This window comes from Shewanella sp. 3_MG-2023 (genome assembly GCF_030548765.1).
In the GTDB taxonomy this organism is placed as follows: domain Bacteria; phylum Pseudomonadota; class Gammaproteobacteria; order Enterobacterales; family Shewanellaceae; genus Shewanella.
Map to the genome: position 1 here is coordinate 15,340 of NZ_JAUOSH010000022.1, position 25,138 is coordinate 40,477.

Here is a 25,138-nt window from a genome sequence, read left to right on the forward strand (position 1 = left end):
GGCATGAGAATATTATTAGTTGAAGATGATTTAGGCTTACAACGCAATCTCACTGAGCACCTTCAAGGGGCTAATTACAGCGTCGATATTTCATCTGATGGCGAAGACGGATTGTTTCAAGCCTCTGAATATCAATATGATGCCGCTATCATCGATGTGGGGTTACCTAAAATAGATGGCCTGAGCTTAATTACCCAGCTGCGTGAAAAACAAATCGATTATCCGATTTTGATTTTAACCGCCAGAGATGGCTGGCAAGATAAAGTACTGGGGTTAGATTCTGGCGCAGATGATTACCTCACTAAACCATTTCAGCCTGAAGAGTTAGTCGCCCGTCTCAATGCATTAATCCGCCGCTCAGCTGGGCAAGCAAGTCCGGTGATCAGTAATGGCCCTTTTAGTCTTAATACCCGCACCTTAGCGTTAACGCATTTACAGCAGTCGGTTATTTTAAGTAGCTCTGAATTCAAACTGTTTGAATATTTTATGATGCATCAGGGTGAAGTGATTTCTAAACCCACCTTAATTGAACATATTTACGATCAGGATTTTGACTTGGACTCCAACGTCATTGAAGTGTTTATCCGCCGCTTACGTAAAAAGCTCGACCCTGATAACCAATATAAATTAATTGAAACTTTGCGTGGCCAAGGTTATCGCCTACGCCAGCTAAGTAAATAACCTTCTGATGAAAAAGCCATTAACTTTGCCTCGACTCGCACTCTTTAACTCCTTAAAAGTAAGGTTGATGCTCAGTGGCTTAGTGTTAATTGTGGTGTTACTGCCTCTCATTGGCGCGGCGGTTAATAATGCCTTTAAACATCAAATCGCCCAATCGATTAATAACCAGTTAAAAGCCTATGTGTATTCGGTGCTGGCAGTGGCAGAAGTCAAAGACAATAAGGTGGTGATGCCCAATTACTTATTGGAAAATCAATTTAATATTGTCGGCTCGGGTTTGTATGCACTTATCACTTCAAATTCTCCCTCTGGCGTTAATGAAGTATGGTCATCAGAATCTTTTTTAGGCTTAACCCTGCCTCAATTACCAATACCGGCCATGGGCGAAGGCAAGCTTACTCAAATCATCTTTGATGATGACATTAGTAATGAACCCAATAATCATGTGGTATATAGCTTCACCGTTTCTTTTGAAACAGATGAAAAACCGCTACAAATAACGGTTCATATCATTAAAGATGACGCAGATTTTCAAAGGCAAATTAGTGAGTTTAGCAACACTCTATGGACATGGTTAGCAGTGTTAATGGTGGTACTAGCCTTGATACAGGCCATATGGTTGCTGTGGACATTAAAACCGTTAAACCGTTTTACTCAAGAGCTCACGTTAGTCGAGCAAGGTGAGCAAACTCGCATTGAGCAAAACTACCCAATAGAGCTCAACGCGGTGGCAAAACAGCTCAATGTGCTATTAAAAACTGAGCAACAGCAAAGGCAGCGTTATAAAAATGCCTTAGCCGATCTAGCCCATAGCTTAAAAACCCCGCTAGCTGTGCTGCAAAGCCAAAAAGACTTAAGTGCCGACTCCAAAGAGCAAGCCAGCAATATCAATAACATCATTAGCTATCAGCTCAATAAAGCCAAAACTAGCGGTAATAAGCCTTGGCATTTAGGGGTTAAAGTGGATGATGTCGCCAGCAAGTTAATCAGAACCTTAAGTAAAATATACCAACAGCAACACCTTGATATCGATTACCAAGCCCAAGCCAACATGCTATTTAAAGGTGAAGAAGCTGACTTAAGTGAAATGCTTGGCAACCTGTTAGACAACGCCTGTAAAGCCGCTAAGGCCCAAGTTTGCCTTAGCGTAGTTCAAACCGATAACCAATTACACTTTATCATTGAAGATGACGGCAAAGGCCTAAGCCCTGAGCAGCAGCAAGGGATTTTTGAACGTGGCATCAGAGCCGATACCTACCAACAAGGTCACGGTATTGGCTTAGCCATAGTGCGTGATATTGTCGAAAGTTATCAGGGGCAATTAAGCGTCGGTGCATCTGACACTTATGGCGGCGCTAAATTCACCATCACATTTAATGACTAGCTTTTACCATTAGCCGCTTAATTCACTCAAAATAAATTCCCTGCTTTCATCTTGTGTTCATTTTCACTTCGTTATCCTATATCTAACATTCAAAAACTGCCTTTATCAAAAAGGAGTTGGAGACGATATGATATTAATGAATACGACGTTTAATCGCATCAGAACAAGCCTAGTTGCCGTGTGCATTATGCTTTCTCCTGCGGCATTCGCGGCCACAGACAGTGGCGCACAAACACTGGTAAGCGATCAAGCCTACAGTCAAGATGCTGAGCAGCTGTCTGAAGCGCAGCTGGCGCAAATGCTTGCTCCTATAGCCTTATATCCAGATAGTTTGTTAACCCATATTCTGATTGCGTCTACCTACCCTCTAGAGGTAGTACAAGCCCATCGCTGGCAGCAAGAAAATAGTCAGCTTGATAGCGAACAGAAAATGCAGCAAGCCGAGCAACAGGATTGGGACCCTAGCGTCATGGCATTGGTGGCCTTTCCCACTGTGCTTGAAAAGCTTAATGAAGATCTTGATTGGACTCAGGAGTTAGGTGAAGCATTTCTGCAAGATGAAGAAACGGTATTAGCCAGCATTCAAACATTGCGCCATCAAGCAGATGAAGCCAATAGTTTTGATGATATGGAAAACATGACCATCACCCGTGAAGAAAAGCAGATCATTATTGAGCCTGCCCGTACGGAAGTGGTTTATGTTCCCTATTACGACCCAAGAATTGTTTACGGTAGCTGGCGCTGGAATGCATACCCACCAGTATATTGGCGTTATCCATCTTATGTGCATTACCGCCCGAACCGCCCAATTTATTGGGGACCAAGTGTTTATATCAACTTTAACTACTTCTTTGGCGCGGTGCATTGGTCAAGTAGACGCGTGGTGGTGATTAATCATCATAAGACTCGTTACTATCGTAAGCCCCATAAGATTGCCTATAGCCAAGGCTCACACCGCTGGAAGCACAAACCTGCTCATCGCCGCGGGGTTGCATATAAAGCGCCGAGAGTAAGCCATAAGTATGATCGTGCCCGTTACAATAAAAGCCACAAGGTGGCTCATGCTCAAAAACCTGGTCATAAAGGTAAGCCTGCACAGCTGCATAACTCTAAGCCAAGCCATATAGCAAAGCAGCAACGTGTTAATAAAGCATTAAAAAATAATCATAATGCTAAGCCGAGCTATAGCTCAAGACCCAGCACTAAGCCCAGTACTAGACCGAGCACTAGACCGAGCACTAAGCCAAGTAATACGAATAAAATGCATAATGGCCAGCAGGATAAAGCGCTGAGAACGGCAAATAAATCACAGCCAAACCGTTCAAATAAGGCTCATCAAAGCCAAAAAGCGACCAAGCAACCGAGCAGCAGACAAGCGACAAACAGGCAGGTTACTAATAGACAAGCGACCAGCAGACCGACTGTTAATAAACAGCAAAGTAGCAAGCACTATAACCAAACTGCGCGAGTGAATAACAACCGTAGCGCCAAACCGCAGCAAAGAGCGAGTAATGCATCCCACAACAACCGTGGTGGTAGTCGCTCAAGCAGTCATCACTCGTCGTCTAAACAGCGAGTGAAATAAGTAACGAGTGAAATAAACTGCGCTTTTTCTGAGTCAGAAGTTAAGTCATAAGCTGGGCCAGAAGCTGAGTTAGAAGCTGGGTCTGAAATAAATAAAAAGCCTGAATCACATTCACTGTGACTCAGGCTTTTTCTATCCCAAGATTAAATAAGTTAGTTTAATTGGGTAACACAATGTTGACCTTTAGCCCTTGAGGCTTAGCTTGATGAAAACTCATATCACCTTGATGCAACATAATGATGAGCTGACAAATGGATAACCCTAGCCCTGCACCTTGGGATACATTTTCATCAACCCGATAAAAACGGTTCTTGGCTAAATCAATTTCGCTTGCAGACATGCCTATGCCTTGATCAATGATATTAATGACGCATTGGTTAGCATCTTGCTCAGCGCGAATGCTAATAACCGATTCTTTAGGGCTGTATTTACAGGCATTTTCGATAATATTTTTTAATACTAATTCAAGATAAAAGCTATCAGCTTTAACGGTAAGTCCCTTAGGAATATCAAGCTGCCACTGATAATCGGCCACAATATGCACTAACTGATTAATCACATTATCAATTAGGCTTTGTAAGTCGCATTCAGTTTTATTAATCGCTTCAATGGCATCAACCCTTGAGAGTAATAACAGTTGCTCAACAGTATGACTCATACGCTTAATTCCCTGCCCCATGGCTTGAGTATAAGGCATTGCTTGTTGCTTTAAGCTTTCATCGGTTGATGAATTAATCACGCTTTCTAAACCATCACCATGAAGTTTAATGATGGCTAAGGGGGTCTTTAATTCATGGGCGGCATCAGCACTAAAGCGTCGTTCGCGGATCATCATATCGGCGATACGGGCTAAATAACTATTAAGCGACTGCTGAATTGTAATAAGTTCTGACGGTAAGCGGATATTAATTGGCGCTAGATCTTGAGCACTGCGATAAGCTAAGTGACGTTCAAGTAGTTTGATGGGTTTAAATAAGTAGTAAGTCACCAATAGCATGATAAGCAACATGATAGGCGCAATAATCAAAGGCGAGCGCCAGCTATTGGCGTTAATCTTATCCACCAACTCTTGGCGCACATCATCACGCTGTGCAGTCACAATCCACACCTGTTGCGCCGTTGAAAACAAGCTGTACACATGCCAGGTGTGCTCACCGACTGCCTGATAGGCATAGCCGTGGTTAAAATCCGTTAGCGGTTTTACACCAGTATTATCTGAGTATGCAAGTAACTCACCTGCTGCGGTAAATAATTGAAATGACAGCTTTCGCTCGTAAGAGAGGGTTTCTACCGTAGACTGCTCGGCAAAGGTTTCTATTTCAGACTCTGACACATGAAAGCGAATAGGTTGCTCAATTAAGCTTGCTACTTTGGCGGCAGTAAGCCTTTTGACATAAAACAAATCCAGCACTTTGGCGGTTTGCACCATTTCTGCATCAAATAGCTCTTCTATCTCGTACATGGCATCGCGGCTACTCAGCACACTGGCAACCGATACGGTCAGTAAGATGCCGACTAACATCAATAAACTAAGGGAGAAACGTAACGAAAACATAATATCCTTTTATGATCTACTGACCATTAATGCTTATTGAATTTCAGCTAAAATATAGCCAATGCCTCTAACAGTTTTAATCAGTTCTGGGGCCATTTTTTTACGTAAATGATGAATATGCACTTCAATGGAATTACTGCCGACTTCATCCCAACCATAGGTTAATTGCTCAAGCTGGCTGCGGGTTAGTACTCGCCCTGCTGATTGGGCAAACTCCAATAACAATTGATATTCCCGCCGTGGCAGATTGATTAATTGCTCTCGAAAATGCACTTCACAACAACTGAAATCGATGGTCAATGCGCCGAAACTAAATTGATTGTTATCTAAGCCGTGTTGGCGGCGAACAATCGCTCGCAGTCTTGCAACTAATTCCCGCACATCAAACGGTTTACTGAGATAATCATCTGCGCCAATGTCTAAACAGTTTAAGCGAGTATCAAAATCCGTATTGGCTGTAAGCACAATAATCGGCAAAGATACTCCCGCTTTACGCCAGTGCTTTAATAAATCTTCGCCATTGCCATCAGGCAAACCTAAATCAAGAATAATGGCGCTAAAATCTTCATTATCCAGCGCCGCTAATGCTTGGTTATAAGAACATAAGTGATCCACTTGGATCCCTTCTTTAGCCAAACTCAAAACCACGCCTTGTGCTAATAACTGATTGTCTTCTACTAACAATACCCGCATCGGTTATTCCCTTATTACTTTTATAATAACTAAAGCGCGATTTAAGCTTATCTAAACACTTTAAAGTCAACACCTTGCTCACTCAAAAAGGCTTCAGCAGCAGCGCCTTTTAACATTGCCATGGTCGATAACATTCCCGCGGTTACGCTATTTGGCCCTAATACCGTCACTGAAAGCGGCGCTTGCTCCACAGGATATCCTGTTCGAGGATTAATAATGTGGCCATAGCGTTTTTGATCCACTTCAATGTAGCGCCGAGTGGTGCCGCTAGTGGCTAATGCGCCTTGGCGTATGGTTAACAGCGCCGCGGCATTATCCAATTGCTGCGGGTTTTCAATCCCCACTTGCCAGCCATCTGGGTTAAGGATGGGACAGGCAATATCGCCGCCAAAATTAACTAACACAGAGATATCAGGCCAACGCTTGCTGAGTAATTGCGCTGTACTATCCACCGCATACTCTTTGCCTATGCCACCAAAATCTAAACTCATTGCTGCAGGCATAGTCAATTTGCTGTCAGTAAAATCAATGGCGCTAAAATCCACTAGCTTTAATGCCGATTTAATCGCACTAGCTGGTGGCACTTGATGGCTACCATCAAAGCGCCACAACTTCATTAAAGGACCTGCGCTGATATCAAAAGCGCCGTCACTTAATTGATAACATTGCTGGGCAAATTGCAGTAAATGTGCGGTTTCAGCATCAATGTTAACCGCCTGCCCTTGGGCATTATTGAGTTGCCAAACAATATTACCTTGTAAAAAACGGCTATATTTACGCTCTATTCGTTTGGCTTCAGCCACAGCGATATTTAACATCTGCTGGGCAATCTTCTCATCATCTAGTCGCATTAACATTTCACATGGACTTGCCATGGCGCTAAATGAACCTAAAAAGCCCCAAGGGCGACGTGTAAGCGTCGCGACCTGTGGGGCCTTAGATGTAGCGGCTTGTGATGTAACAGCGGCTTTATTTAACAATTTCAATAACTCTGATGTTTTGCGTTTATTTATCTTAAGACTATTTATTTAAAACGAATAGCTTATTTGAGCTACGATTGCTTTCACCGATGGAAATAAATCCTGATTATTTAACTCACCAGGGATATCTGTGCCGTTGTTTTCAGGGTTTTGCTGATAATACTCAATACGATAGCTCAGTTCATGGCCGCCAGATAAGCGATGGCCAAACTTAAGCCCTACGGTATACGCTGACATGTCACCAATGCGATAATCCGCACTGGCATACTCAGGTAATGCTGCTTCTGTACGCAAAAATGGCTGATAAAACTCAGCAGCTTGCTGCTGGTAATAACGCAAATGCAGCTGGCCATATAAGCTTGGAGTAAAGTAATAGCGATAATGGGTTTCTAAAGTGTGCGCTTGAATATCCCAGTCATCAGTATTGTAGCGATAAGAGAAATCAATCACCCCTGAGTCCAATGCGCCTTTTGCTAACAAGAAAACACTGTGCTTAGTGCGCGAGTCTGGGCGGTTTTCGTAGCGATAACCATGGGACTCACCATTACCATCGACCATACTGAGAATTTTATAGGGATCGGTCATATAACCCGACACACTTGAAAAGCCGTAGTTAGCTTGCATTAACCAATTGCGATTCAAGATTTGGGTCACACCTAGCATAACATCAGCGGTTTGCTTGGTATCATCACCGTCTAATCGAGTGGCGTCAAATGCAGCTTGAAAGGCATCATCGCCATCATAATCACCGCGAAATACCATTTCTGATAATGCCACAGGACGACCGCCAACAGGATCAACAGTATCATTAGTATAGGCACCCGATAAGGCAAGAGTGGTGTTGTTTTTGTTAAAACTGCGCTCCACACCCGCATTTAAGCCTAATGATAAATAATCGTATTCTTTAGAGCCATAAACACCCAAGTTAACCGTCCAGTCAGGATTTAAAATCTCCTGCCAATTGGCACTTAACTGCACTCGAGTATCTTGGAACGTATCATCAAGGGGCGTTTCACCTGGGGCGACCGTATACTCTCCCTTACCTGAAGGTCGTGTAAAGGTTTGGCTGATGGATTGTGCTACAGCGCCAGAAGCTGAAGCGCCGGTTAAGCTGTCGACAACGATTTTCATATCGAGCAGCGAATCTTCACCAAAGGCTTTTTGCACATTACCAATAGCTTCAACGGCTTGTACACGGTCTTGCTCACCGTAATACATAATGGCGGCATCGACTTTCCAATCATCGTTTGCCGGTACCGGCTCTTGTGCGCTAGCTTGTTGTGACAACAAACTGCAGCTAGCCATGGCCAATGCACTAGCGATGCTTTGTTTCGGCGTTAGTTTCGAAGTTAGTTGCATCCACAACCTCCACCAGCTAATGAGCGTCCGCCACTGGTGCCTTCTTTACTGAAGTAAATATGGTCATCCAATGCTAAATCTAACTTTTCATTATTAAGTGCCATATCAGCGCGGGCAAATTGATCCTTCTCCCACGGCTCTACCCCTAAACTCGAACAGCCTGCTAAACTGCTGATAATAGACAAGGCCAATAACAGCTTAATGTATTGCTTAAAACTCGATTTTTTCATTGGCTTATTCCTTTAATAACAGTTGAATTTCATGTTCGTAAGCAGGCTTGTTCTTGTCAAAAAAACCAACATGACGCTGAACTAATTCGCCTTGGCGGTTAAATAAATAGCTACTTGGCATACCAGGTAAATCAAACTCCCTTGCCACATCCCCTTCTGGATTAAAGCGTAAATTAAAATTAGCGGGGATTTTAGTGAGGAACTCATGGGCTAACTCAGTATCAACATCAAGATTGATAGCAACCACTTCAAAGCCTTGCTGCTGGTATTTGGCCTGCATCTGGTTCATCCAAGGAAAAGACTTTCGACATGGACCGCACCATGATGCCCAAAAATCCACATACACCACCTTGCCAGCAAACTCTTTCAAGCTAGTTTCGGTGCCATCTTTGGTTAGTACAGTATGCTCAAGTGAAGGCGCGGCAAATAATGGGCCGCTAAAGGCCAATGTGAGTAACAAACTCGCTAGTAATGATCGCTTCATGGAGTCTCGCTTTGTTAGTTTTAATTTTTGAGGAGTCATGAATGACTAATTTTTAATGATTCAATATCATCTAAGTTAAATCTTCAATCTTAAGGTTTTATTAAGCATTGTGACGAGTTAGTTTAACAGAGTGTTAAGTTGGAGAGTTAAATAGGTAAAGATTAACCCGTTAACAAGGTCTGACGAGTATAGGATAGCGAACAAGAGTTGGTTAATGAGGACTAATAATCACCGCGCTAGCACTAACGCCATGACGCGGTCTTGAAGCAATAGCTAGAACAACCGCTGATACGCTGCTCAATAGGCTTAGTTCAACACAACTGGTGACTGTGTTTACCCGCCGATGATTCTCGAGACTAAGCCCTTATCGTGGGTAAATTCGGCCAGTATTATTCCGGCCAAATGCAAACTGATAAACGGAATAAAATACCACAAGGCAAGTTTATGCACGGTTTCAGCTTGGTGTTCAATTGACTCTGGCCCAAATTCAATCAACAAGCCTGTGGAGACCGATAACGCAATACCCAGATAAAATAGCCAATATACCCACGCTTGAAATTTTTCACGGCCGCTAGCCTGTTTACTGAATGCGCTAGGGTATTGTAAACCGCATTTTGCCATATAGATAAACCGCAGCGACACAAAAACAGCCACCGCATAACCAAAATATAGGTGCCACTGGAACATCACATTACGGATACTTTTAGCAATGATGACGGCTTGTTTATCGCTGATGAGTAAATCAAGCGGCAATAGCCCTTGCTGGATCATCTCTGCCATATGATTTTTCTCCATCCAGCCTAAACGCAGTAAGATGGTTAACAGCATCACCAACATCGACAACGCAAGCCCCCAATGCAGAAGACGATGGATAGCAGGGAAATGGCTGTGAGTACTCATAAAAACCTCAGCGATTGAAAGTGAATGATTATTATAAGAGGTAAAACTTAACATTTGCTTATGCTAGATCATTGAGCGTTTCACCTTACCAAGCCAATAACATTCAATAACCTCGGTTCAAACACCTCGGTTCAAACACCTCGGTTCAAACTCCTCGGTTCAAACTCCTCAGTTCAAACACCAGTAAATCAGAGACATAAAAAAACCTGAATCACTTTGCAGTCATTCAGGTTTTGCTTAACTCACAGAAAATAATTTATTTTTTGCGGCTATTAATGTGGCTCATTGCGCGTTTACGGCGACGCTCTTGACTAATGGTTAGCTTTTCATGACGGCCTTCAAATGGATTAGCTCCCTCTTGAAAGCGCATTTGAATTGGCGTACCCACAACTTTCAATGAACGACGGAAGTAGTTCATCATGTAGCGCTTGTATGAATCAGGTAACTTACTTACCTGATTACCATGCACCACAACGATTGGTGGGTTATAACCACCAGCATGGGCATACTTAAGCTTCACACGGCGACCATGTACTAATGGTGGCTGATGATCATCTTGTGACATTTGCATAACGCGGGTCAGCATTGAAGTACTTACGCGGCGCGTTGCACTGTCATAGGCTTCTTCAATTGACTCGTATAAATGACCAACACCTGTGCCATGAAGCGCTGAAATAAAGTGAATGCGGGCAAAGTCGATAAAGCCTAAGCGGCGATCTAACTCACTTTTAACGCTTTCTTTAAATGCTTGGTCAAGACCATCCCATTTATTCACAGCAAGTACAATTGCACGACCAGCATTAAGCGCAAAACCAAGCAAACCAAGATCTTGCTCTGTAATACCGTCTTGAGCGTCGATCACTAACAAGACAACGTTAGAATCTTCAACTGCTTTCAGGGTTTTAATCACTGAAAACTTCTCAATAACTTCATGTACTTTCGCGCGGCGACGCACACCAGCAGTATCAATTAATACGTATTGACGACCTTCACGTTCCATTGGAATGTAAATACTGTCACGAGTCGTACCTGGTGCATCATAAACAACCACACGCTCTTCACCTAAAATACGGTTAGTTAGCGTTGATTTACCTACGTTAGGCTTACCAATAATAGCAAGCTTAATCGGTAAGTTTTGCAGGCGCTCTTGTTCAGCTTCGGCTTCTTCTTCAGTGTACTCACGTACATCTTCAACTTCTTCACCGTCTTCTTGGCGAGTAATACCCATAGCTTCAGCATAAGGCGCTAAAGAGTATTCAATCATATTGGTAACACCGCGACCTTGCGCAGCTGCCATTTGATAAACTTCACCTAAACCTAATGACCAAAACTCAGCACAGGCTGAATCAGCATCAATACCATCAACTTTGTTAGCAACAACAAAGGTAGTTTTATCACGGCTACGTAAATGCTCAGCAATCGCTAAATCAGCTGCTGTTAAGCCTGCACGAGCATCAGTTAAAAATAGCACCACATCTGCTTCTTCAATCGCCGCTAGCGATTGTTCAGCCATCTTAGTTTCAATCCCTTCTTCAGTGCCATCGATACCACCAGTATCAACCACAATGAATTCATAACCAGCTAAAAACGCACGTCCATATTTACGGTCACGAGTTAAACCAGGAAAATCGGCGACAAGCGCATCTCTTGTGCGAGTAAGGCGATTAAATAAAGTTGACTTACCAACATTAGGTCGCCCCACAAGGGCCACTACAGGGATCATGATTTTGCCTCTAAAAACTTTAAAATAAAAAGCCCCCGGAACACACTTCCAGGGGCTCTAATAAGGTTTGCTATTCAATTTATGGCAGTACAATCGTCGCGATTTTGCCGCTACGACCTTGCACATAAATTTTATCTCCAACCACTACTGGTTGTGAGAATAAACCATCACTATCAACCTCAACACGTCCAGCGACTTCGCCAGAATTGCGGTCAATAAAATGTAAGTAACCTTCAAAGTCACCTACAACAATATAAGAGCCTATAACGGCAGGTGAAGTTAAACTACGATTCATTAACGTAGAGTTACTCCATAATTCAAGACCGTTACGTCTATCTACTGAATAAATTCGGCTGTGGTCATCGACTAAGTATAGTCCAACCCCTGCTGTCGCTAATTCATTGAAGCTTGAATACTTACGCGTCCATACAACACGACCCGTTCTTAGCTCCATAGACACTAAGTTACCATTGTAACTTACCGCGTATAAATTATCGCCCAAAATTAACGGTGTCATGTCCACATCGGCCATACGAGTAAACTCGTTACCACCGGTTGGGTTAAATACCGCCTGCTCCCAAGCCACTTGTCCATTGTTTTTGACAATAACCGCTATTTTACCATCAGCAGTGCCAAGGAAGAAACCACCTGAATCATAAGCTGCTGAGCTAGTGCCGCGTAGCGTTAGATTTGGCAGTTGCATCTCATGGGTCCACAGTTTAGCACCGTCATCAATATCAAATGCTTCAAAGTTACCATCACTGGTATGCACGCCAACTGAATCTTCAGACACAGTTGGAGCCGATAACAGCTCACCGCTTGCAACTGCTGACCATACGGTCTCACCGGTTTGAGCATCTAATGCCACCAATAAACCAGACTCGCCGCCAATAAAGACTTTATTACGGCCAGCGGTAACGCCTGCGGCAATGCGTGCCTCTTTCGTTTTCGCCAGCTCAGTATGTTTAAATTCTGAAGCTAAGTCTTTACGCCAAGCCACTTTGCCTGTTGCTTCTTCAAAGGCGACGACCTCACCGTTGCGATCGGCCACATATACATGGTCATATCGAATAGCCGGTTTAAGTTGAGAATAAAAGTCACCGACTCCGCCCCCAACCTTGGCATGCCAGTTTACTTCTGGAAAAACAGTTGCTTGAATTTCAGTTAGTTCAGTAACAACTTCTTCTTCATTATCATTTGAAGAACAAGCAGATAGCAATGCGACGCTTAAGCCCGCTGCTAGCAAAGTTTTGCATAAAGACTTCATTCGGCTAATTCCTTATGCCTTGTTTAAATTGTCTAGCTTCATTTGTAATGCAGGACTGGTTAACGAACCGCCGTTATCAACAGCAGCTTGGTAAGCTGAACGTGCACTATCCATGTCACCTTGACGCACAAGTAAATCGCCTTTTAACTCATCACGTTGAGCATTAAATGCTTCATCGGTAATTTGCTCTAATGTCGCAATTGCAGTGCCGATGTTACCTTGCTCTGCTTGCACGCGAGATAGACGTAACGTCGCTAAAGACTCTAAAGCAGCACCCGGTTTTGCAGCAATGATTTTAGTAAAAGCCGCTTCTGCTTTATCTAACTCGCCTGCATCGACAGCAGCTTTAGCTGACATGAGTTCAAGCAAGGTTTGGTAACCTTTTTGATCGTGCTGTGCACCAAACTCAGCGATAGCTGCTTGTACTGCACTGCTGTCGCTGTTAGCAGTAATGCGTTGAAATGCTTCTGATGCAGCTTCCGATTTTTCAATTTTTACGTCAGAGTAATAATTCCAACCGTACAATCCACCTAGACCTACGACTGCACCCACAATGATTGAGCTGCCGTAATCTTTCCAGAACTGCTTAATAGCATCTACTTGTTGTTCTTCTGTGCTATAAATTTCCACGCGCACTTCCCCTTTCTATTCAGTTCTGTTTTTTATTAGCTAAGGGCTAATATTAAAATAATGATTTTATCGTAGTCGCCAACTCTTCTCGGGCAACTAAAAGTTGTTCGTTCTTATTTCTCAGTGGCTTAATTGCAACTTGGTTATTGGCAATTTCGTTTTCACCAATGATCAGGGCGTACTGCGCACCGCTTTTATCAGCACGTTTCATCTGCTTTTTAAAGTTACCGCCGCCACAATGACTCATGACTTTAAGCGCTGGCAGGCTTTGACGCAACTCTTGGGCAATTTTAATTGCTTCAACTAAGCAGTTTTCGCCCATTGCCGTGACATAAACATCGACAACTGGCGCGACATCTTTATCAAGCTCAAGGGTTTGCAGTAGTAAGACAATACGCTCAAGTCCCATTGCAAAACCTACTGCAGGGGTATCTTTACCACCCAATTGACCAACCAGACCATCATAACGACCACCAGCAAGTACCGTTCCTTGAGAGCCTAAGCAATCCGTTACCCACTCAAAAACGGTGCGGTTATAGTAATCTAAACCACGCACAAGACGAGGATTAATTGTGTATTGGATGCCGACAGCGTCTAAGAGTTCACATAAGGTTGAAAAATGTGTTTTTGATTCTTCACCTAAATAATCCATTAACTCTGGCGCATCAGCTAGCAAGGCTTGAACCTGTGGCGATTTAGAATCCAATACTCGTAGCGGGTTTGAATACATACGGCGCTGTGAGTCTTCATCTAATTGCTCTTTGTGCTGCTCTAAAAATGCAATTAATGCATCACGGTAAGTAGCACGTTCAGCAGGATCACCTAAGGTATTAAGTTCCAGTTTAACGTGGTCTTTAATGCCAAATGAATCCCATAATCTTGCAGATAACATCAATACTTCCGCATCAATGTCCGCACTTGCAATGCCGTACACTTCAACACCAAATTGGTGGAATTGACGGTAACGACCTTTTTGAGGACGTTCATGACGGAACATAGGTCCCATGTACCATAAACGTTGCTCTTGGTTGTAAAGTAAACCATGCTCATTTCCCGCACGAACAGTCGATGCTGTGCCTTCTGGGCGCAATGTTAAACTGTCTTCATTGCGATCAGCAAAGGTATACATTTCTTTTTCAACGATATCGGTGACTTCACCAATTGAGCGCTTGAATAAATCAGTACTTTCAACAATAGGAGTACGGATTTCACTGTAACCATAGGCACTAACAGTAGAGCGAATAACCGCTTCGACTTGTTGCCATAAAGGGCTTTGAGTTGGCAGAATGTCGTTCATTCCACGGATTGCTTGGATCTGTTTTGCCACGTTTAATTCGCCTAATTTTTAGCTAATTAATTAATCATATGCCTTACACAAAAAAACACCTACCACTGCTGGTAAGTGTGTTTTTATCTAAAACTAACTTATTCTGTTGCGTCTTTGATATCGATTCGGTTTTGCATTATCGCTGCTTTTGCGCGAATTTTTGCTTCCAGTGAATCCACTATATTGTTGTTATCAAAGCGTTCTTTTTGACGTTTACCGTCATCATAATAACCACTTTTTCCGTGGCTACCGGTTAAACCAATATCTGAAACTAACGCTTCACCTGGGCCATTGACCACACAGCCGATAATCGACACATCCATTGGGGTGGTGATATCTTCAAGGCGCATTTCTAACGCATTGACAGTGTTAATCACATCAAACTCTTGGCGTGAACAAGACGGACAGGCAATAAAGTTAATGCCGCGGCTGCGAATACGTAATGATTTTAAGATATCAAAACCGACTTTAATTTCTTCGACTGGATCTGCCGCTAATGAGATACGTAAAGTATCACCAATACCTTCAGCCAGTAACATGCCTAAGCCCACTGCTGATTTAACCGAACCCGCACGAGCGCCGCCTGCTTCAGTAATGCCTAAATGCAATGGCTGCTTAATTTGCTTGGCGAGTAAACGGTATGATTCAACCGCTAAAAATACGTCTGAAGCTTTTACACTGACTTTAAACTGGTCGAAGTTTAGACGGTCTAAAATATCCACATGACGCATGGCTGATTCAAGCAATGCTTCTGGTGTTGGCTCATGATACTTGTCCATCAGATCTTTTTCTAATGAACCGCCATTAACACCAATGCGAATTGGAATATTTTTATCACGCGCACATTCAACTACATTGCGAATACGTTCTTCATTACCAATGTTGCCGGGGTTAATCCGCAAACAATCAACACCGTATTCAGCCACTTTAAGTGCGATACGGTAATCAAAATGAATATCGGCAACTAAAGGTACACTAACGCGCTGCTTGATAAGCTTAAACGCTTCAGCGGCATCCATTGTTGGTACTGAGACTCGCACTATGTCTGCACCGACTTTTTCAAGGGCCAAAATTTGTGCAACTGTGGCGTCGACATCAGTGGTTTTAGTATTTGTCATCGATTGCACCGCAATTGGTGCACCATCGCCGATCGGAACATCCCCTACATAAATGCGGCTAGAAGGACGGCGGATGATTGGAGATTCGTTATACATAATCTGTTGCTCTACTACTTACCAAAATTGAGTTAACACTAAGCTTTAAAGACTAGGCTTTAGGCAGGGTTAACTTGGCCACACGGTCAGAAAACTCAGCAAGGCTGACATTTTCATTATTAAAGCTCATGGTGACAACTTGCGGCGCACCCAATATCACTTTAAAAGGTGCCTTGCCGGTGACTTCAACGACTCTAGCTGAGCCCTTAACGCCATCAACCAATGTTTTACCATCGGCATCGATAATGTTAACCCAGCAATCATCACTAAAGCTAAGCGATATAGTATCAGTTTCAATCACATCAGCAGTGATTACTGCAGTATCAACTGCAGCTGTTATTGCTGGTGACACAGCAACAGAGTCAAGTGTGTCAGTCGCCGTTGCTGGCTTAATAACACGGTTACTCTCCTGAACATTACTGCTCACTTGAACTGCGTCATCGTTTTGACTTTGTGCTGAGATTACCTCGCTGGCAACGGGTTCCCGATAAGCCAGTTTAGGATCGATTTCTGGCTCTAATAAGTCTTGTGTTTGCTGCGCCACATTAGCAGCTGCGACTTCTTCTGCTGTCGGCTTTGATAAATCTACTCCCGTTAGCATTGAGTCTTTTTGTACCCACCACAACAATAATAGCGCAAGTAATATCGCTACGATGAGATAAGTAACTAAGGTCAGACGGCTGTCACGGGCTTCGCGGGTAGTTTTGCGAGAAAAGCTTTGCATAGCAGCAGTTTCATCAGGAAGTTGCTGGGCTAAACATTGTTGAACGGCATTAACATCTGCTTCAACGTACTTGGCAAAGTTTTTAGCGTAGCCACGGGCATAGGTTGCTGAAGCAATATTATCAAAAATATCATTTTCAATATCTTCAATAACACTGGGACGCAAATGCAGCTGTAATGCCACAGCATCTATCGAGACACCCTTTTTTTCGCGGGCGGTGCGTAGCAGCATACCCGCTGTTGAAACAGTTTCGAGTAATTCAGCTTGCTCGAGATTATTATCTGTTTCTATCTCTGTAATTTTATTTGTCATTAATGCAAATTAGCCCTGTATTCTTTCGCTTGTTCTGAAGCAGGATATTTGGCAATTAAAGTAATTCCGTAGCGTTTTACCGCTTCATCATCCGCTAACTCACGGGAAATTTTAATACCTAATGCTAAGCTTTCTGGTGTTTGTTGTGCCACACGGTGAAGACGCGTTAAATTCGCTTTAGCGGCTTGATAATCATTTTCTACTATCGCAAGCTCAATCAATTCTTTCAAGGTTGATTGTCGTCTTGGATCATATCGCAGCGCATCTTCAAAATAGCCCTTGGCTTTTTCGGTGTCACCTGCAGACATACTACACACGCCTAAGTTTTCGTAGCTTGAAGCGGTGCGAGTGTATTGTTTGGTTTCAATCGCGGCTAATAGCATTTCTTCAGCTTGTGCGAATTTATCTTGCTGGCAAAGAAACACGCCAAAGTTATTTTTCGCATCACCACCTGCATCTGGCGCGGCAATGGCTTTACGGTAAGCCGCCTCTGTACGTACAGTATCACCTACCGTTTGGTAATAATACGCCATCGCGATATGCACTGAACTTAACTGCGGTGCATATTCAACCGCACGATTTAAATTAAATTTAGCTTGTTCAATATTGCCTCGATTTAAATAAGTCAGTCCCAGCTGCATTCGCTCAATAGCTGCGGCTTGCTTATCTAAGGTTCTTTCGGCAACAGGAATATCAGTACCGCTATAAGTGCGCTCAGTGACACAACCCGTTAGAGGTAATGCCATCGCGACTACAATCAAAAACTTTGGCAATCCATGCATATTCCAACGCCTATTAATCTATACAAACAATGAGTTAATCCATTGTGACCGAAATCTGATTTTGTTGCATTTGTTTTTTTGCTAAACGTTTAGTGCGATCACGAATATCACCGGCTAATTGTCCACAAGCCGCATCAATATCATCACCACGGGTTTTACGCACAATAACCGTTAAGCCGTATTCCATTAATACTTTAGAAAAACGGTCAATTCTAGAATTAGAAGAGCGACCATATGGCGAACCAGGATAAGGATTAAACGGAATTAAGTTAATCTTACACGGCGTGTCTTTCATTAGCTTGGCTAATTCATGGGCTTGATCTGTACTGTCATTGATATGATCAAGCATCACGTATTCGACTGTAACACGTCCGCGGTTAGCATTGGACTTTTCTAGGTAACGACGAATCCCAGCTAAAAATTCTTCTAGCGGGTATTTCTTGTTTACCGGCACCAATACATCACGCAGCTCATCATTTGGCGCATGAATACTCACCGCTAAAGCCACATCGATCACGTCACCTAATTTGTCTAACGCAGGCACGACACCTGAAGTCGATAAGGTCACACGACGCTTAGACAGACTAAAACCAAAGTCATCTAACATGATGTCCATTGCAGGGATCACATTGGCTAAGTTTAATAGTGGCTCACCCATTCCCATCATAACAACGTTAGTGATTGGACGATCGCCAGTGTCTTTATGGAAACCTAAAAATTCTGATACACGCCATACTTGACCGATGATTTCAGCCACTGAGAGGTTACGGTTGAAGCCTTGCTGCCCTGTTGAGCAGAAAGTACATTCCAATGCACAGCCCACTTGTGATGATACACACAGGGTTGCACGGTCTTCTTCAGGGATGTAAACAGTCTCGACTTCTTGGCCTTGACCAACATTGATCGCAAACTTAATGGTCCCATCAGATGACTTTTGAAAGCTAGCAATCTCAGGGGCAACAATTTCACACTTTCGAGCTAACTTAGCGCGCAGTGCCTTGTTAATATTGTTCATTTCTTCGAAGTCGCTAACACCAAAGTGATAAAGCCATTTCATCAATTGATCGGCTCGGAACGGTTTTTCGCCCATTTCTGCGAATAGCGCTCTCATCGATTTTCGATCAAGATCCAATAAATTGATCTTTTTTTCACTCATGTTGTGTAACCTCAAAAAACCTAAAACTTGCTTGCGGGCGGCGAATTATACAGATCCTAACAAAATTTGGCTATAGAAGTAGCAACAAAGCTTAGAGACTATGCTAGAATTTCCTCGGACTAATATTGGTCTGCCATTTGGAGGTGTAATTCCACCTTTATGATAACCCTTATCATTATAGTATTTATCGCCATTGCAATCTCTTTTCTTTGTAGTGTATTTGAGGCGGTACTACTGTCTGTTACGCCTAGTTATATTGCCACTTTGGCTAAAACGAATCGTAAAGCTGCCGATCGGCTTAATAAACAGAAAGAAAACGTGGAATCACCACTGGTTTCTATCCTGACTCTCAACACCATTTCCCATACCGTAGGCGCAGCTGTTGCTGGTGCTCAAGCGGCAAAGGTCTTTGGCGATGAAATGCTAGGGGTATTTTCCGGGGTACTGACCTTTCTCATCTTATTTTTCTCAGAAATCATTCCTAAAACCTTAGGTGCAAACTATTGGCGTTCATTAGCGCCATCAGTGTCGCTAGTTTTAGTGTGGTTAGAGCGTATTACCAAACCACTAATCTGGATGTCTTCAAAAGTCACCAAATTAATGGGTAAAGGCGACGAAGGGCAGTATATTCGTCAAGAAATGAGTGCGATGGCCGAAATTGGGCGACAATCAGGTGAACTTGATAAACAAGAGTCTGCCATTTTAACGCAAATGTTATCGGTTAAAGAAATGCCCGTTTCAGCGATTATGACACCGCGAACCGTGATGTTTAAATTACCGGTGACTCTGACCCAAGGGCAATTTGTGCAGCAGTTTTTAGCTAAACCCTTTACCCGTATTCCTGTATATGAAGACGACCCTGATAATATTATTGGTTATGTTAACCGTAATAATATCATTCAAGCAGAACGTTACACCCAGAAAGAATCCATTGGTGTATTGAAGAAAAACCTGCTGGTTATTCCTGAAACCGCCAAGATTTTACCGATATTTGAATTGATGATTAAGAGAAATACTAAAATCGCTATGATTGTCGATGAGTATGGTTCTGGTGAAGGTATTGTCACCTTAGAAGATATTGTTGAGTCTTTACTGGGACTAGAAATTGTCGATTCAAACGATCCTGTCACCGATATGCAGCAATTAGCGCGTAAATTGTGGAGTAGCCGCATGAAGCATAAAGGCATTGTATTATCTGATGACGGTGAGTTTACCAAGCAATCTCAAACCCCACCGCAATAATACTCTAGCTTTATAGCTATAGATTTAAGGGAGCTTAAGCTCCCTTTTTAATTTAGTTAATATAACCACAGCCTTGGTTTAACGGCTATGCATTAGCAGCAACTAAAGTAAACAACGACTAAAGTAAACAGCTACAAAAATCAGTCACCCATTAAGTTCATTAAACGCCGGATCAGGAACAGCCTCCTTTTTCTGTATTAGAGTAAAAGATGCCCAATAACTATCGCCTTAGCCTTGCTCATATTAACGATACTCATTCTAATTTTGAGCCTAGCAGTGTTCAATTTTCCTTATCGGTCGAGCAACAGCATTATCACGTCAACACGAAAACAGGTGGCTACGCCCGTTTAGGCCATCAAATTGAATCAGCAAGGCAACAAGCTGCTCAACATAACCATGAGTTTTTGTTTTTGCATGGCGGCGATAGCTTTCAAGGCACCTTATATTTTAGAGAATTTCAAGGCGCGGCTAACGCGCACCTACTCAATATGCTCAAACCCGATGCTATGGTGTTAGGTAATCATGAAATAGATGCAGGTAATAGCCCAGTACTGGCTTTTTTAAATCGTATCGAATTTCCGGTGTTAGCTGGCAATATGGATCTCAGCCAAGAGTTAACCGATAAAGAAGGCCGCCTAAGTGGTCACCCTATGCTTTATGATTACGACAATCAGACCCAATGTGCCAAGGTGCTAGTTAAGCCGTTTTATGATACTCACATCGCCATTGTCGGGATTACGCTGGATCAGATGCCGCTGATTGCTCGCCCCGATCCTGATACCCATTTTATCAATGCCATTGACACGACGGCTAATACCATTGCCAGTCTGCAGCAGCAAGGCATACAGCATATTATTGTCCTCAGCCATTTAGGGCTAGATCAAGACCGAGAGTTAGCAGAAAAAGTATCTGGGATCAGCGTCATAGTTGGTGGGCACTCACATACCTTACAAGGTCAATTCGATGAACTAGGTCTTAGCCACACTCCCTATGCTGAGCGGGTAAATAACACCCCTATCATCCATGCCAGTAAATACGCTGAAGTCTTAGGCTTAGCTAATATCACTTTTGATCGCTCTGGCGCCTGTATTGCCATAAATGGTAATAACTACTTTATGATTGATGATGAATTAGAAGTGCTGTTTAATCCTAAGCAAGATAATCAGCTTACTAACCTCAATACTTTGCCCACAGAGCAGCAAATAAATAGCGTAAAAACCAAGCTTATCAGCCACCCTGCTATCCGTGGTGATCAGGCCTGTGAAAGCATTCATAACACTATAATGGAGCAATACCGCCCAGCGCTAAATGCGCTAGAAGAGCAAGTGCTTGCTTACATACCCCATGATTTCATTCATACCCGTTTACCCAGTAAGCACTTTCCCCATGGCAGTGAAATTGCCCCTTGGGTTTGTAGAAGTATGTTTAAAGCCACTAAGCATTCAGGTGAAAAACTCGATTTTGCCTTACATAATGCCGGTGGCGTTCGGCAGTCATTAAATAAAGGCAGCTTATCAATGGCGGATGTATTAGGGCGGATTTTGCCTTTTGAGTTGCCATTAGTGAAATATCAAATTCAAGGCAAATACCTTTATGAAGTGCTGGAGTCGGCCATTAATGCCGCCACCAATAATGGGGTAACTGGCACTGGCGCTGGTAGCTTCCCCTACACTTATGGTATCCGCTATTTCTATGATGGCACCTTAGCGATGCATCAACGTATTACCTCCGTTGAGTTATATCAAGACGGTTTATGGTCGGCAATTGATCCTGAAAAGCTCTATATTGGGGTGTCTTCGGCCTATACCGCCTTAGGTAAAGAAGGTTATGACGCATTACTAAAAGCCCATTGGCAACAAGACTTAGATACCATGACGTTACCTGAAGCCTTTGTTGATTTTGTTACCCAGCATGGAAACTTAATCGAAAACCCATTACAGCCTAATGTTTACTATATTAGCCACAGGTAATATTGAGTTTAAATTTTGCCTTGTGTAGTAATTTAGTATTCACAAATCTGCCGCGGATCACAGACCCTGTGTGCGCTTCATGATTTAATAAACTATCTTTATGTAGATTCATGACCTGAATCATTGCAAAATTTAGCCTAATCAAATAGGGAACGTATTCATGAAAGCAAAACTGATCAAATTAGCTGCAGCAGCAACATTAGCATTAGGCGTATCATCAGCATGGGCTGCTGGTATTATGCACCAAGGTGAAGTAGTAGAAACGATGAACAGCGGTGGTTATACCTATGTTCAAGTTAAAGCAGAAGATAAAACTTTTTGGGCTGCTGGCCCACAAGTTGCGATCACTAAAGGTGACACTGTGATCATGAATGAGCAAATGTGGATGCAAGATTTCACCAGCAGCACATTAAACAAAACCTTTGATAAATTATTATTTGTTGGCAAAATCGAGAAAAAATAACTCGCTTTAGCAATAAATACCCCATAATCGGCTAATTCTCATTAGCCGATTTTTTATCTGATATCAAGCAGCCATGACTCAAACAGCGCAATATTCAATTATCACCTTCAGGCCTGCTTTTGCTCAGCAAGTCAGTGAGCTAGTTCATCAAAGTGTTCGACAAATCTCACACCGACGATACTCTCAAGCCCAGTTAGCCGCATGGTCAACTAAACCGCGCTCAGCAAAACATTGGCAATTACGGCTGACGCGATCGCAATCTTGGTTAATGCTGGCAACAAACAAAGCCGATACTTTAGCAAGTCAGCAGCCAAAGGTTATTGGGGTTATCAATGTCGAAACCCATTTTAAAAGCCGCGGTTATATTGATAGTTTGTATATCGCCCCCGCCTATCAGCAACAAGGGCTAGCATGTCAGCTTTATGAAACCTTAGAAAAGTGGGCTCTCAGCCAAGGCTACGCAGAATTGAATGTTGATGCGTCATACTTATCAAAAGCATTTTTCATCAAGCAAGGGTTTACACTGATCCAGCCAAGCTACCAAATCAGTCAACAGCAGGTGATTAATAGTTTCTATTTAAGCAAGCCGCTCACTTAAATCTTAATCCTCAGCAGCACAAGGCAAGATATCAACTGATAAAGACAAGTCTTACAAACACGTTAACCAGTGGATTTACTTTGTTAATAACGGCTGCAGCATCTGCTCTAAACCATTAAGTTTTACTTCATACATCAATGCCAATTGCTCGCCTAACTTCCCCTCAGGAAAACCTTTACTATGAAACCACACCAGGTATGGCTCGGGTAATTCCAGTAACTTTCGTCCAGCATATTTACCAAATGGCATGGTTTGGTTAATGGCTTCTAATAATAATTTCTCATTCATAGTGTCAAAGTCTTTTTGTTCAGGAGATTTAGTTAACAATAGCAATATAACATTTTGGAATAGCGATAAATACAAAAGCAAAGTTTAGTTATAGATAAGAGTCATTTACATTTAGCGGTTGGCAACACTAGCCACTTTTCTGGTCATTAATTTATCAAATAATCAACTTAAGCAATTCAATTTATTGATAAATTCTAGTGAATAGCTCATAAGGTTAACACAGTCAAAAAATCGCCATTAGCCGCTATTTTGTCAAAAAACAAACGCCTGTCAAAGCCACTAAAACCGTCAATTTATAGCACATTGACGACCAAGTCATAGCAACATAAAGTTAATAACAAGTACAACATAAAGCGCCAACAAAAAATCAACCTTTTATAACCAAGCGAATCAATAATGATTGACAATCCAATGGCGTTATACCACATCAGGAGATGTTTTGATGATTATCTTAGTCGGTGGTGAAAAAGGCGGTAGTGGTAAAAGCTGCTTAGCCCAAAATATCGCAGTATTTCTCGCTAAAGAAGCCACAGCCAGTATTATCATGGTCGATTGCGACCCGCAAAGAACCACATCAGATTGGATCCAAGCGCGCAATAACAACCCTGAATTACCAGCAATAAATTGCGTCCAATTGTACGGAAAAATCCGTAACGACTTACTCAGTCTTGAGAAACATTATGATTATGTACTCGTTGACTGCGGCGGCCAAGACAATTTAGCCCTGCGCGCTACATTATCAGTGGCCTCTCACGCCTTAATGCCCCTAAGACCCAAGCGTAGAGACCTAAAAACGGTCAGTCACATGGATGATATTGTCGCTACCTGCAAAATGATTAATCCCACCATGAAAGCCTCTTTTGTGGTAACTCAGTGTCCAAGTTTGCCTAACCAAGCAGGTCGAATACTCGAAGCTAAAGAGGTATGTAAAACTTACGATATTAACGTGCTTGATGCGATTACTTACAGCCGAAATATTTATGACGACAGTGAAGAGTCTGGCTTGTCAGTCATTGAAATAGACCCCAATGGAAAAGCCGCGGTTGAAATCCGTAATATTGCTTGTGAATTGCTAGAAGTAAGCGATGCCAAACAGCTAATCAGGCAGCGAAATAATAACGATAATGTAACGCAATTAGGGGGAAGTTATGGGCCTGGCCGATCTGAAGAAAACCGTTACGCCATGTAGTACGCCTTTTTTGCCGCAAATGTCAGTTGATGACTTTATTGAGGCAGCAAATCTTTACGCTATGGGCAAACCACAGCAGTCGAGCGCCTGTAAAAATGCAGATTCAAACCAACAGGCGATGCAGCAACTATGGGAATTAACCACCCAAGCTGAAGCGAATGAACCCATAAATGAAAAACCTAAACCATTTAGACGGGCAACATTTACCTTAAGTGAAGCGGCAATTGAGCAATTAAACTGCTTAAGTCAAAGCAGCCAATCGGCAAAGTCAAAGTTAATTAGAATAATGATTAAACAGCATTTTTCATTATCACTTGAAGAACAACAGCAAATAGAGCAACGACTGCAAATACGTTAAATCAACTATAAAAATAAACTCCCTCCCCTTCTTTCTGGCAGCAA

General features: G+C 42.6%; 25 protein-coding genes. 9 read left to right on the top strand and 16 right to left on the bottom strand.

What is annotated here, in order from left to right; translation table 11 throughout:
* The first annotated feature begins 3 nt into the window (after positions 1-3).
* The 3 genes from Q4591_RS13235 to Q4591_RS13245 all read left to right on the top strand — a co-directional run bounded on the left by Q4591_RS13235 (position 4) and on the right by Q4591_RS13245 (position 3,650).
* Positions 4-681, top strand: a complete 678-nt coding sequence (locus tag Q4591_RS13235; protein WP_102440581.1) for a response regulator transcription factor — start codon at positions 4-6, stop codon at positions 679-681.
* A 7-nt stretch (positions 682-688) separates the two neighbouring features.
* Entirely contained in the window at positions 689-2,065 is a 1,377-nt protein-coding gene (locus tag Q4591_RS13240; protein ID WP_303461432.1) for an ATP-binding protein, read from the top strand.
* A 127-nt stretch (positions 2,066-2,192) separates the two neighbouring features.
* Positions 2,193-3,650: a DUF3300 domain-containing protein gene (locus Q4591_RS13245; protein ID WP_303461434.1), complete on the top strand. Its 1,458-nt coding sequence runs from the start codon at positions 2,193-2,195 to the stop codon at positions 3,648-3,650.
* Between the two features lie 157 nt (positions 3,651-3,807).
* Here Q4591_RS13245 and Q4591_RS13250 read toward each other — a convergent pair whose 3' ends face one another.
* From Q4591_RS13250 to Q4591_RS13320, 15 genes are all read right to left on the bottom strand, one after another.
* The gene (locus Q4591_RS13250) at positions 3,808-5,205 is read right to left on the bottom strand and encodes an ATP-binding protein (RefSeq protein WP_303461435.1); all 1,398 of its coding nucleotides are present in this window, start codon (positions 5,203-5,205) and stop codon (positions 3,808-3,810) included.
* 33 nt (positions 5,206-5,238) lie between these two features.
* Entirely contained in the window at positions 5,239-5,898 is a 660-nt protein-coding gene (locus Q4591_RS13255) for a response regulator transcription factor (RefSeq protein WP_102440584.1), read from the bottom strand.
* Between the two features lie 47 nt (positions 5,899-5,945).
* Positions 5,946-6,773, bottom strand: a complete 828-nt coding sequence (locus tag Q4591_RS13260; protein ID WP_102440585.1) for an FAD:protein FMN transferase — start codon at positions 6,771-6,773, stop codon at positions 5,946-5,948.
* Between the two features lie 153 nt (positions 6,774-6,926).
* On the bottom strand, positions 6,927-8,237 hold the full coding sequence (locus Q4591_RS13265; protein ID WP_102440586.1) for a DUF3570 domain-containing protein: 1,311 nt from the start codon (positions 8,235-8,237) through the stop codon (positions 6,927-6,929).
* A complete protein-coding gene (locus tag Q4591_RS13270; protein WP_102440587.1) occupies positions 8,228-8,467 on the bottom strand; it encodes a DUF4266 domain-containing protein in 240 nt (79 codons plus the stop codon). The genes Q4591_RS13265 and Q4591_RS13270 overlap by 10 nt, the downstream gene beginning before the upstream one ends.
* A gap of 4 nt (positions 8,468-8,471) precedes the next feature.
* Complete coding sequence (locus Q4591_RS13275) at positions 8,472-8,951, bottom strand: TlpA disulfide reductase family protein (RefSeq protein ID WP_102440588.1); 480 nt, start codon at positions 8,949-8,951, stop codon at positions 8,472-8,474.
* A gap of 333 nt (positions 8,952-9,284) precedes the next feature.
* Positions 9,285-9,851 carry a cytochrome b/b6 domain-containing protein gene (locus Q4591_RS13280; protein ID WP_157936137.1) on the bottom strand — a complete coding sequence of 189 codons (567 nt, stop codon included), beginning with the start codon at positions 9,849-9,851 and terminating at the stop codon, positions 9,285-9,287.
* 256 nt (positions 9,852-10,107) lie between these two features.
* Positions 10,108-11,574 carry a ribosome biogenesis GTPase Der gene (gene der, locus Q4591_RS13285; RefSeq protein WP_076542701.1) on the bottom strand — a complete coding sequence of 489 codons (1,467 nt, stop codon included), beginning with the start codon at positions 11,572-11,574 and terminating at the stop codon, positions 10,108-10,110.
* 79 nt (positions 11,575-11,653) lie between these two features.
* Positions 11,654-12,841 (bottom strand): outer membrane protein assembly factor BamB, encoded by a 1,188-nt coding sequence (gene bamB / locus Q4591_RS13290; RefSeq protein ID WP_076542699.1) that lies wholly within the window; start codon positions 12,839-12,841, stop codon positions 11,654-11,656.
* A 12-nt stretch (positions 12,842-12,853) separates the two neighbouring features.
* A complete protein-coding gene (locus Q4591_RS13295; RefSeq protein ID WP_303461437.1) occupies positions 12,854-13,471 on the bottom strand; it encodes a tetratricopeptide repeat protein in 618 nt (205 codons plus the stop codon).
* Positions 13,472-13,523: 52 nt separating this feature from the next.
* Positions 13,524-14,798, bottom strand: a complete 1,275-nt coding sequence (gene hisS / locus Q4591_RS13300) for a histidine--tRNA ligase (RefSeq protein ID WP_303461439.1) — start codon at positions 14,796-14,798, stop codon at positions 13,524-13,526.
* Positions 14,799-14,896: 98 nt separating this feature from the next.
* Positions 14,897-16,012, bottom strand: coding sequence for a flavodoxin-dependent (E)-4-hydroxy-3-methylbut-2-enyl-diphosphate synthase (gene ispG / locus Q4591_RS13305; RefSeq protein WP_076542693.1), 1,116 nt, complete (start codon positions 16,010-16,012; stop codon positions 14,897-14,899).
* 52 nt (positions 16,013-16,064) lie between these two features.
* Positions 16,065-17,048: a RodZ domain-containing protein gene (locus Q4591_RS13310; protein WP_303461441.1), complete on the bottom strand. Its 984-nt coding sequence runs from the start codon at positions 17,046-17,048 to the stop codon at positions 16,065-16,067.
* Positions 17,048-17,830 carry a type IV pilus biogenesis/stability protein PilW gene (gene pilW / locus Q4591_RS13315; protein WP_102477209.1) on the bottom strand — a complete coding sequence of 261 codons (783 nt, stop codon included), beginning with the start codon at positions 17,828-17,830 and terminating at the stop codon, positions 17,048-17,050. Before pilW ends, Q4591_RS13310 begins: the two co-directional genes overlap by 1 nt.
* Positions 17,831-17,864: 34 nt before the next feature.
* A complete protein-coding gene (locus tag Q4591_RS13320; protein WP_076542685.1) occupies positions 17,865-18,986 on the bottom strand; it encodes a bifunctional tRNA (adenosine(37)-C2)-methyltransferase TrmG/ribosomal RNA large subunit methyltransferase RlmN in 1,122 nt (373 codons plus the stop codon).
* A gap of 159 nt (positions 18,987-19,145) precedes the next feature.
* Between Q4591_RS13320 and Q4591_RS13325 the strand changes: the two genes are divergently transcribed.
* The 4 genes from Q4591_RS13325 (at position 19,146) to Q4591_RS13340 (ending at position 23,259) form a co-directional block, all read left to right on the top strand.
* The gene (locus Q4591_RS13325; protein ID WP_102440593.1) at positions 19,146-20,228 is read left to right on the top strand and encodes a CNNM domain-containing protein; all 1,083 of its coding nucleotides are present in this window, start codon (positions 19,146-19,148) and stop codon (positions 20,226-20,228) included.
* A gap of 209 nt (positions 20,229-20,437) precedes the next feature.
* Positions 20,438-22,198, top strand: coding sequence for a bifunctional UDP-sugar hydrolase/5'-nucleotidase (locus Q4591_RS13330; RefSeq protein ID WP_102440594.1), 1,761 nt, complete (start codon positions 20,438-20,440; stop codon positions 22,196-22,198).
* A 160-nt stretch (positions 22,199-22,358) separates the two neighbouring features.
* Entirely contained in the window at positions 22,359-22,661 is a 303-nt protein-coding gene (locus tag Q4591_RS13335) for an NrfJ (RefSeq protein WP_102440595.1), read from the top strand.
* Positions 22,662-22,734: 73 nt separating this feature from the next.
* Entirely contained in the window at positions 22,735-23,259 is a 525-nt protein-coding gene (locus Q4591_RS13340; protein ID WP_102440596.1) for a GNAT family N-acetyltransferase, read from the top strand.
* A gap of 75 nt (positions 23,260-23,334) precedes the next feature.
* Here Q4591_RS13340 and Q4591_RS13345 read toward each other — a convergent pair whose 3' ends face one another.
* Positions 23,335-23,547 carry a DUF3820 family protein gene (locus Q4591_RS13345; protein ID WP_102440597.1) on the bottom strand — a complete coding sequence of 71 codons (213 nt, stop codon included), beginning with the start codon at positions 23,545-23,547 and terminating at the stop codon, positions 23,335-23,337.
* Positions 23,548-23,989: 442 nt separating this feature from the next.
* On the opposite strand from Q4591_RS13345, the gene Q4591_RS13350 reads away from it, so the two are divergent.
* Both Q4591_RS13350 and Q4591_RS13355 read left to right on the top strand, forming a co-directional pair.
* The gene (locus Q4591_RS13350; RefSeq protein WP_076542673.1) at positions 23,990-24,736 is read left to right on the top strand and encodes an AAA family ATPase; all 747 of its coding nucleotides are present in this window, start codon (positions 23,990-23,992) and stop codon (positions 24,734-24,736) included.
* Positions 24,696-25,094 (top strand): CopG family transcriptional regulator, encoded by a 399-nt coding sequence (locus tag Q4591_RS13355; RefSeq protein WP_102440598.1) that lies wholly within the window; start codon positions 24,696-24,698, stop codon positions 25,092-25,094. The genes Q4591_RS13350 and Q4591_RS13355 overlap by 41 nt, the downstream gene beginning before the upstream one ends.
* The last annotated feature ends 44 nt before the right edge of the window (positions 25,095-25,138 follow it).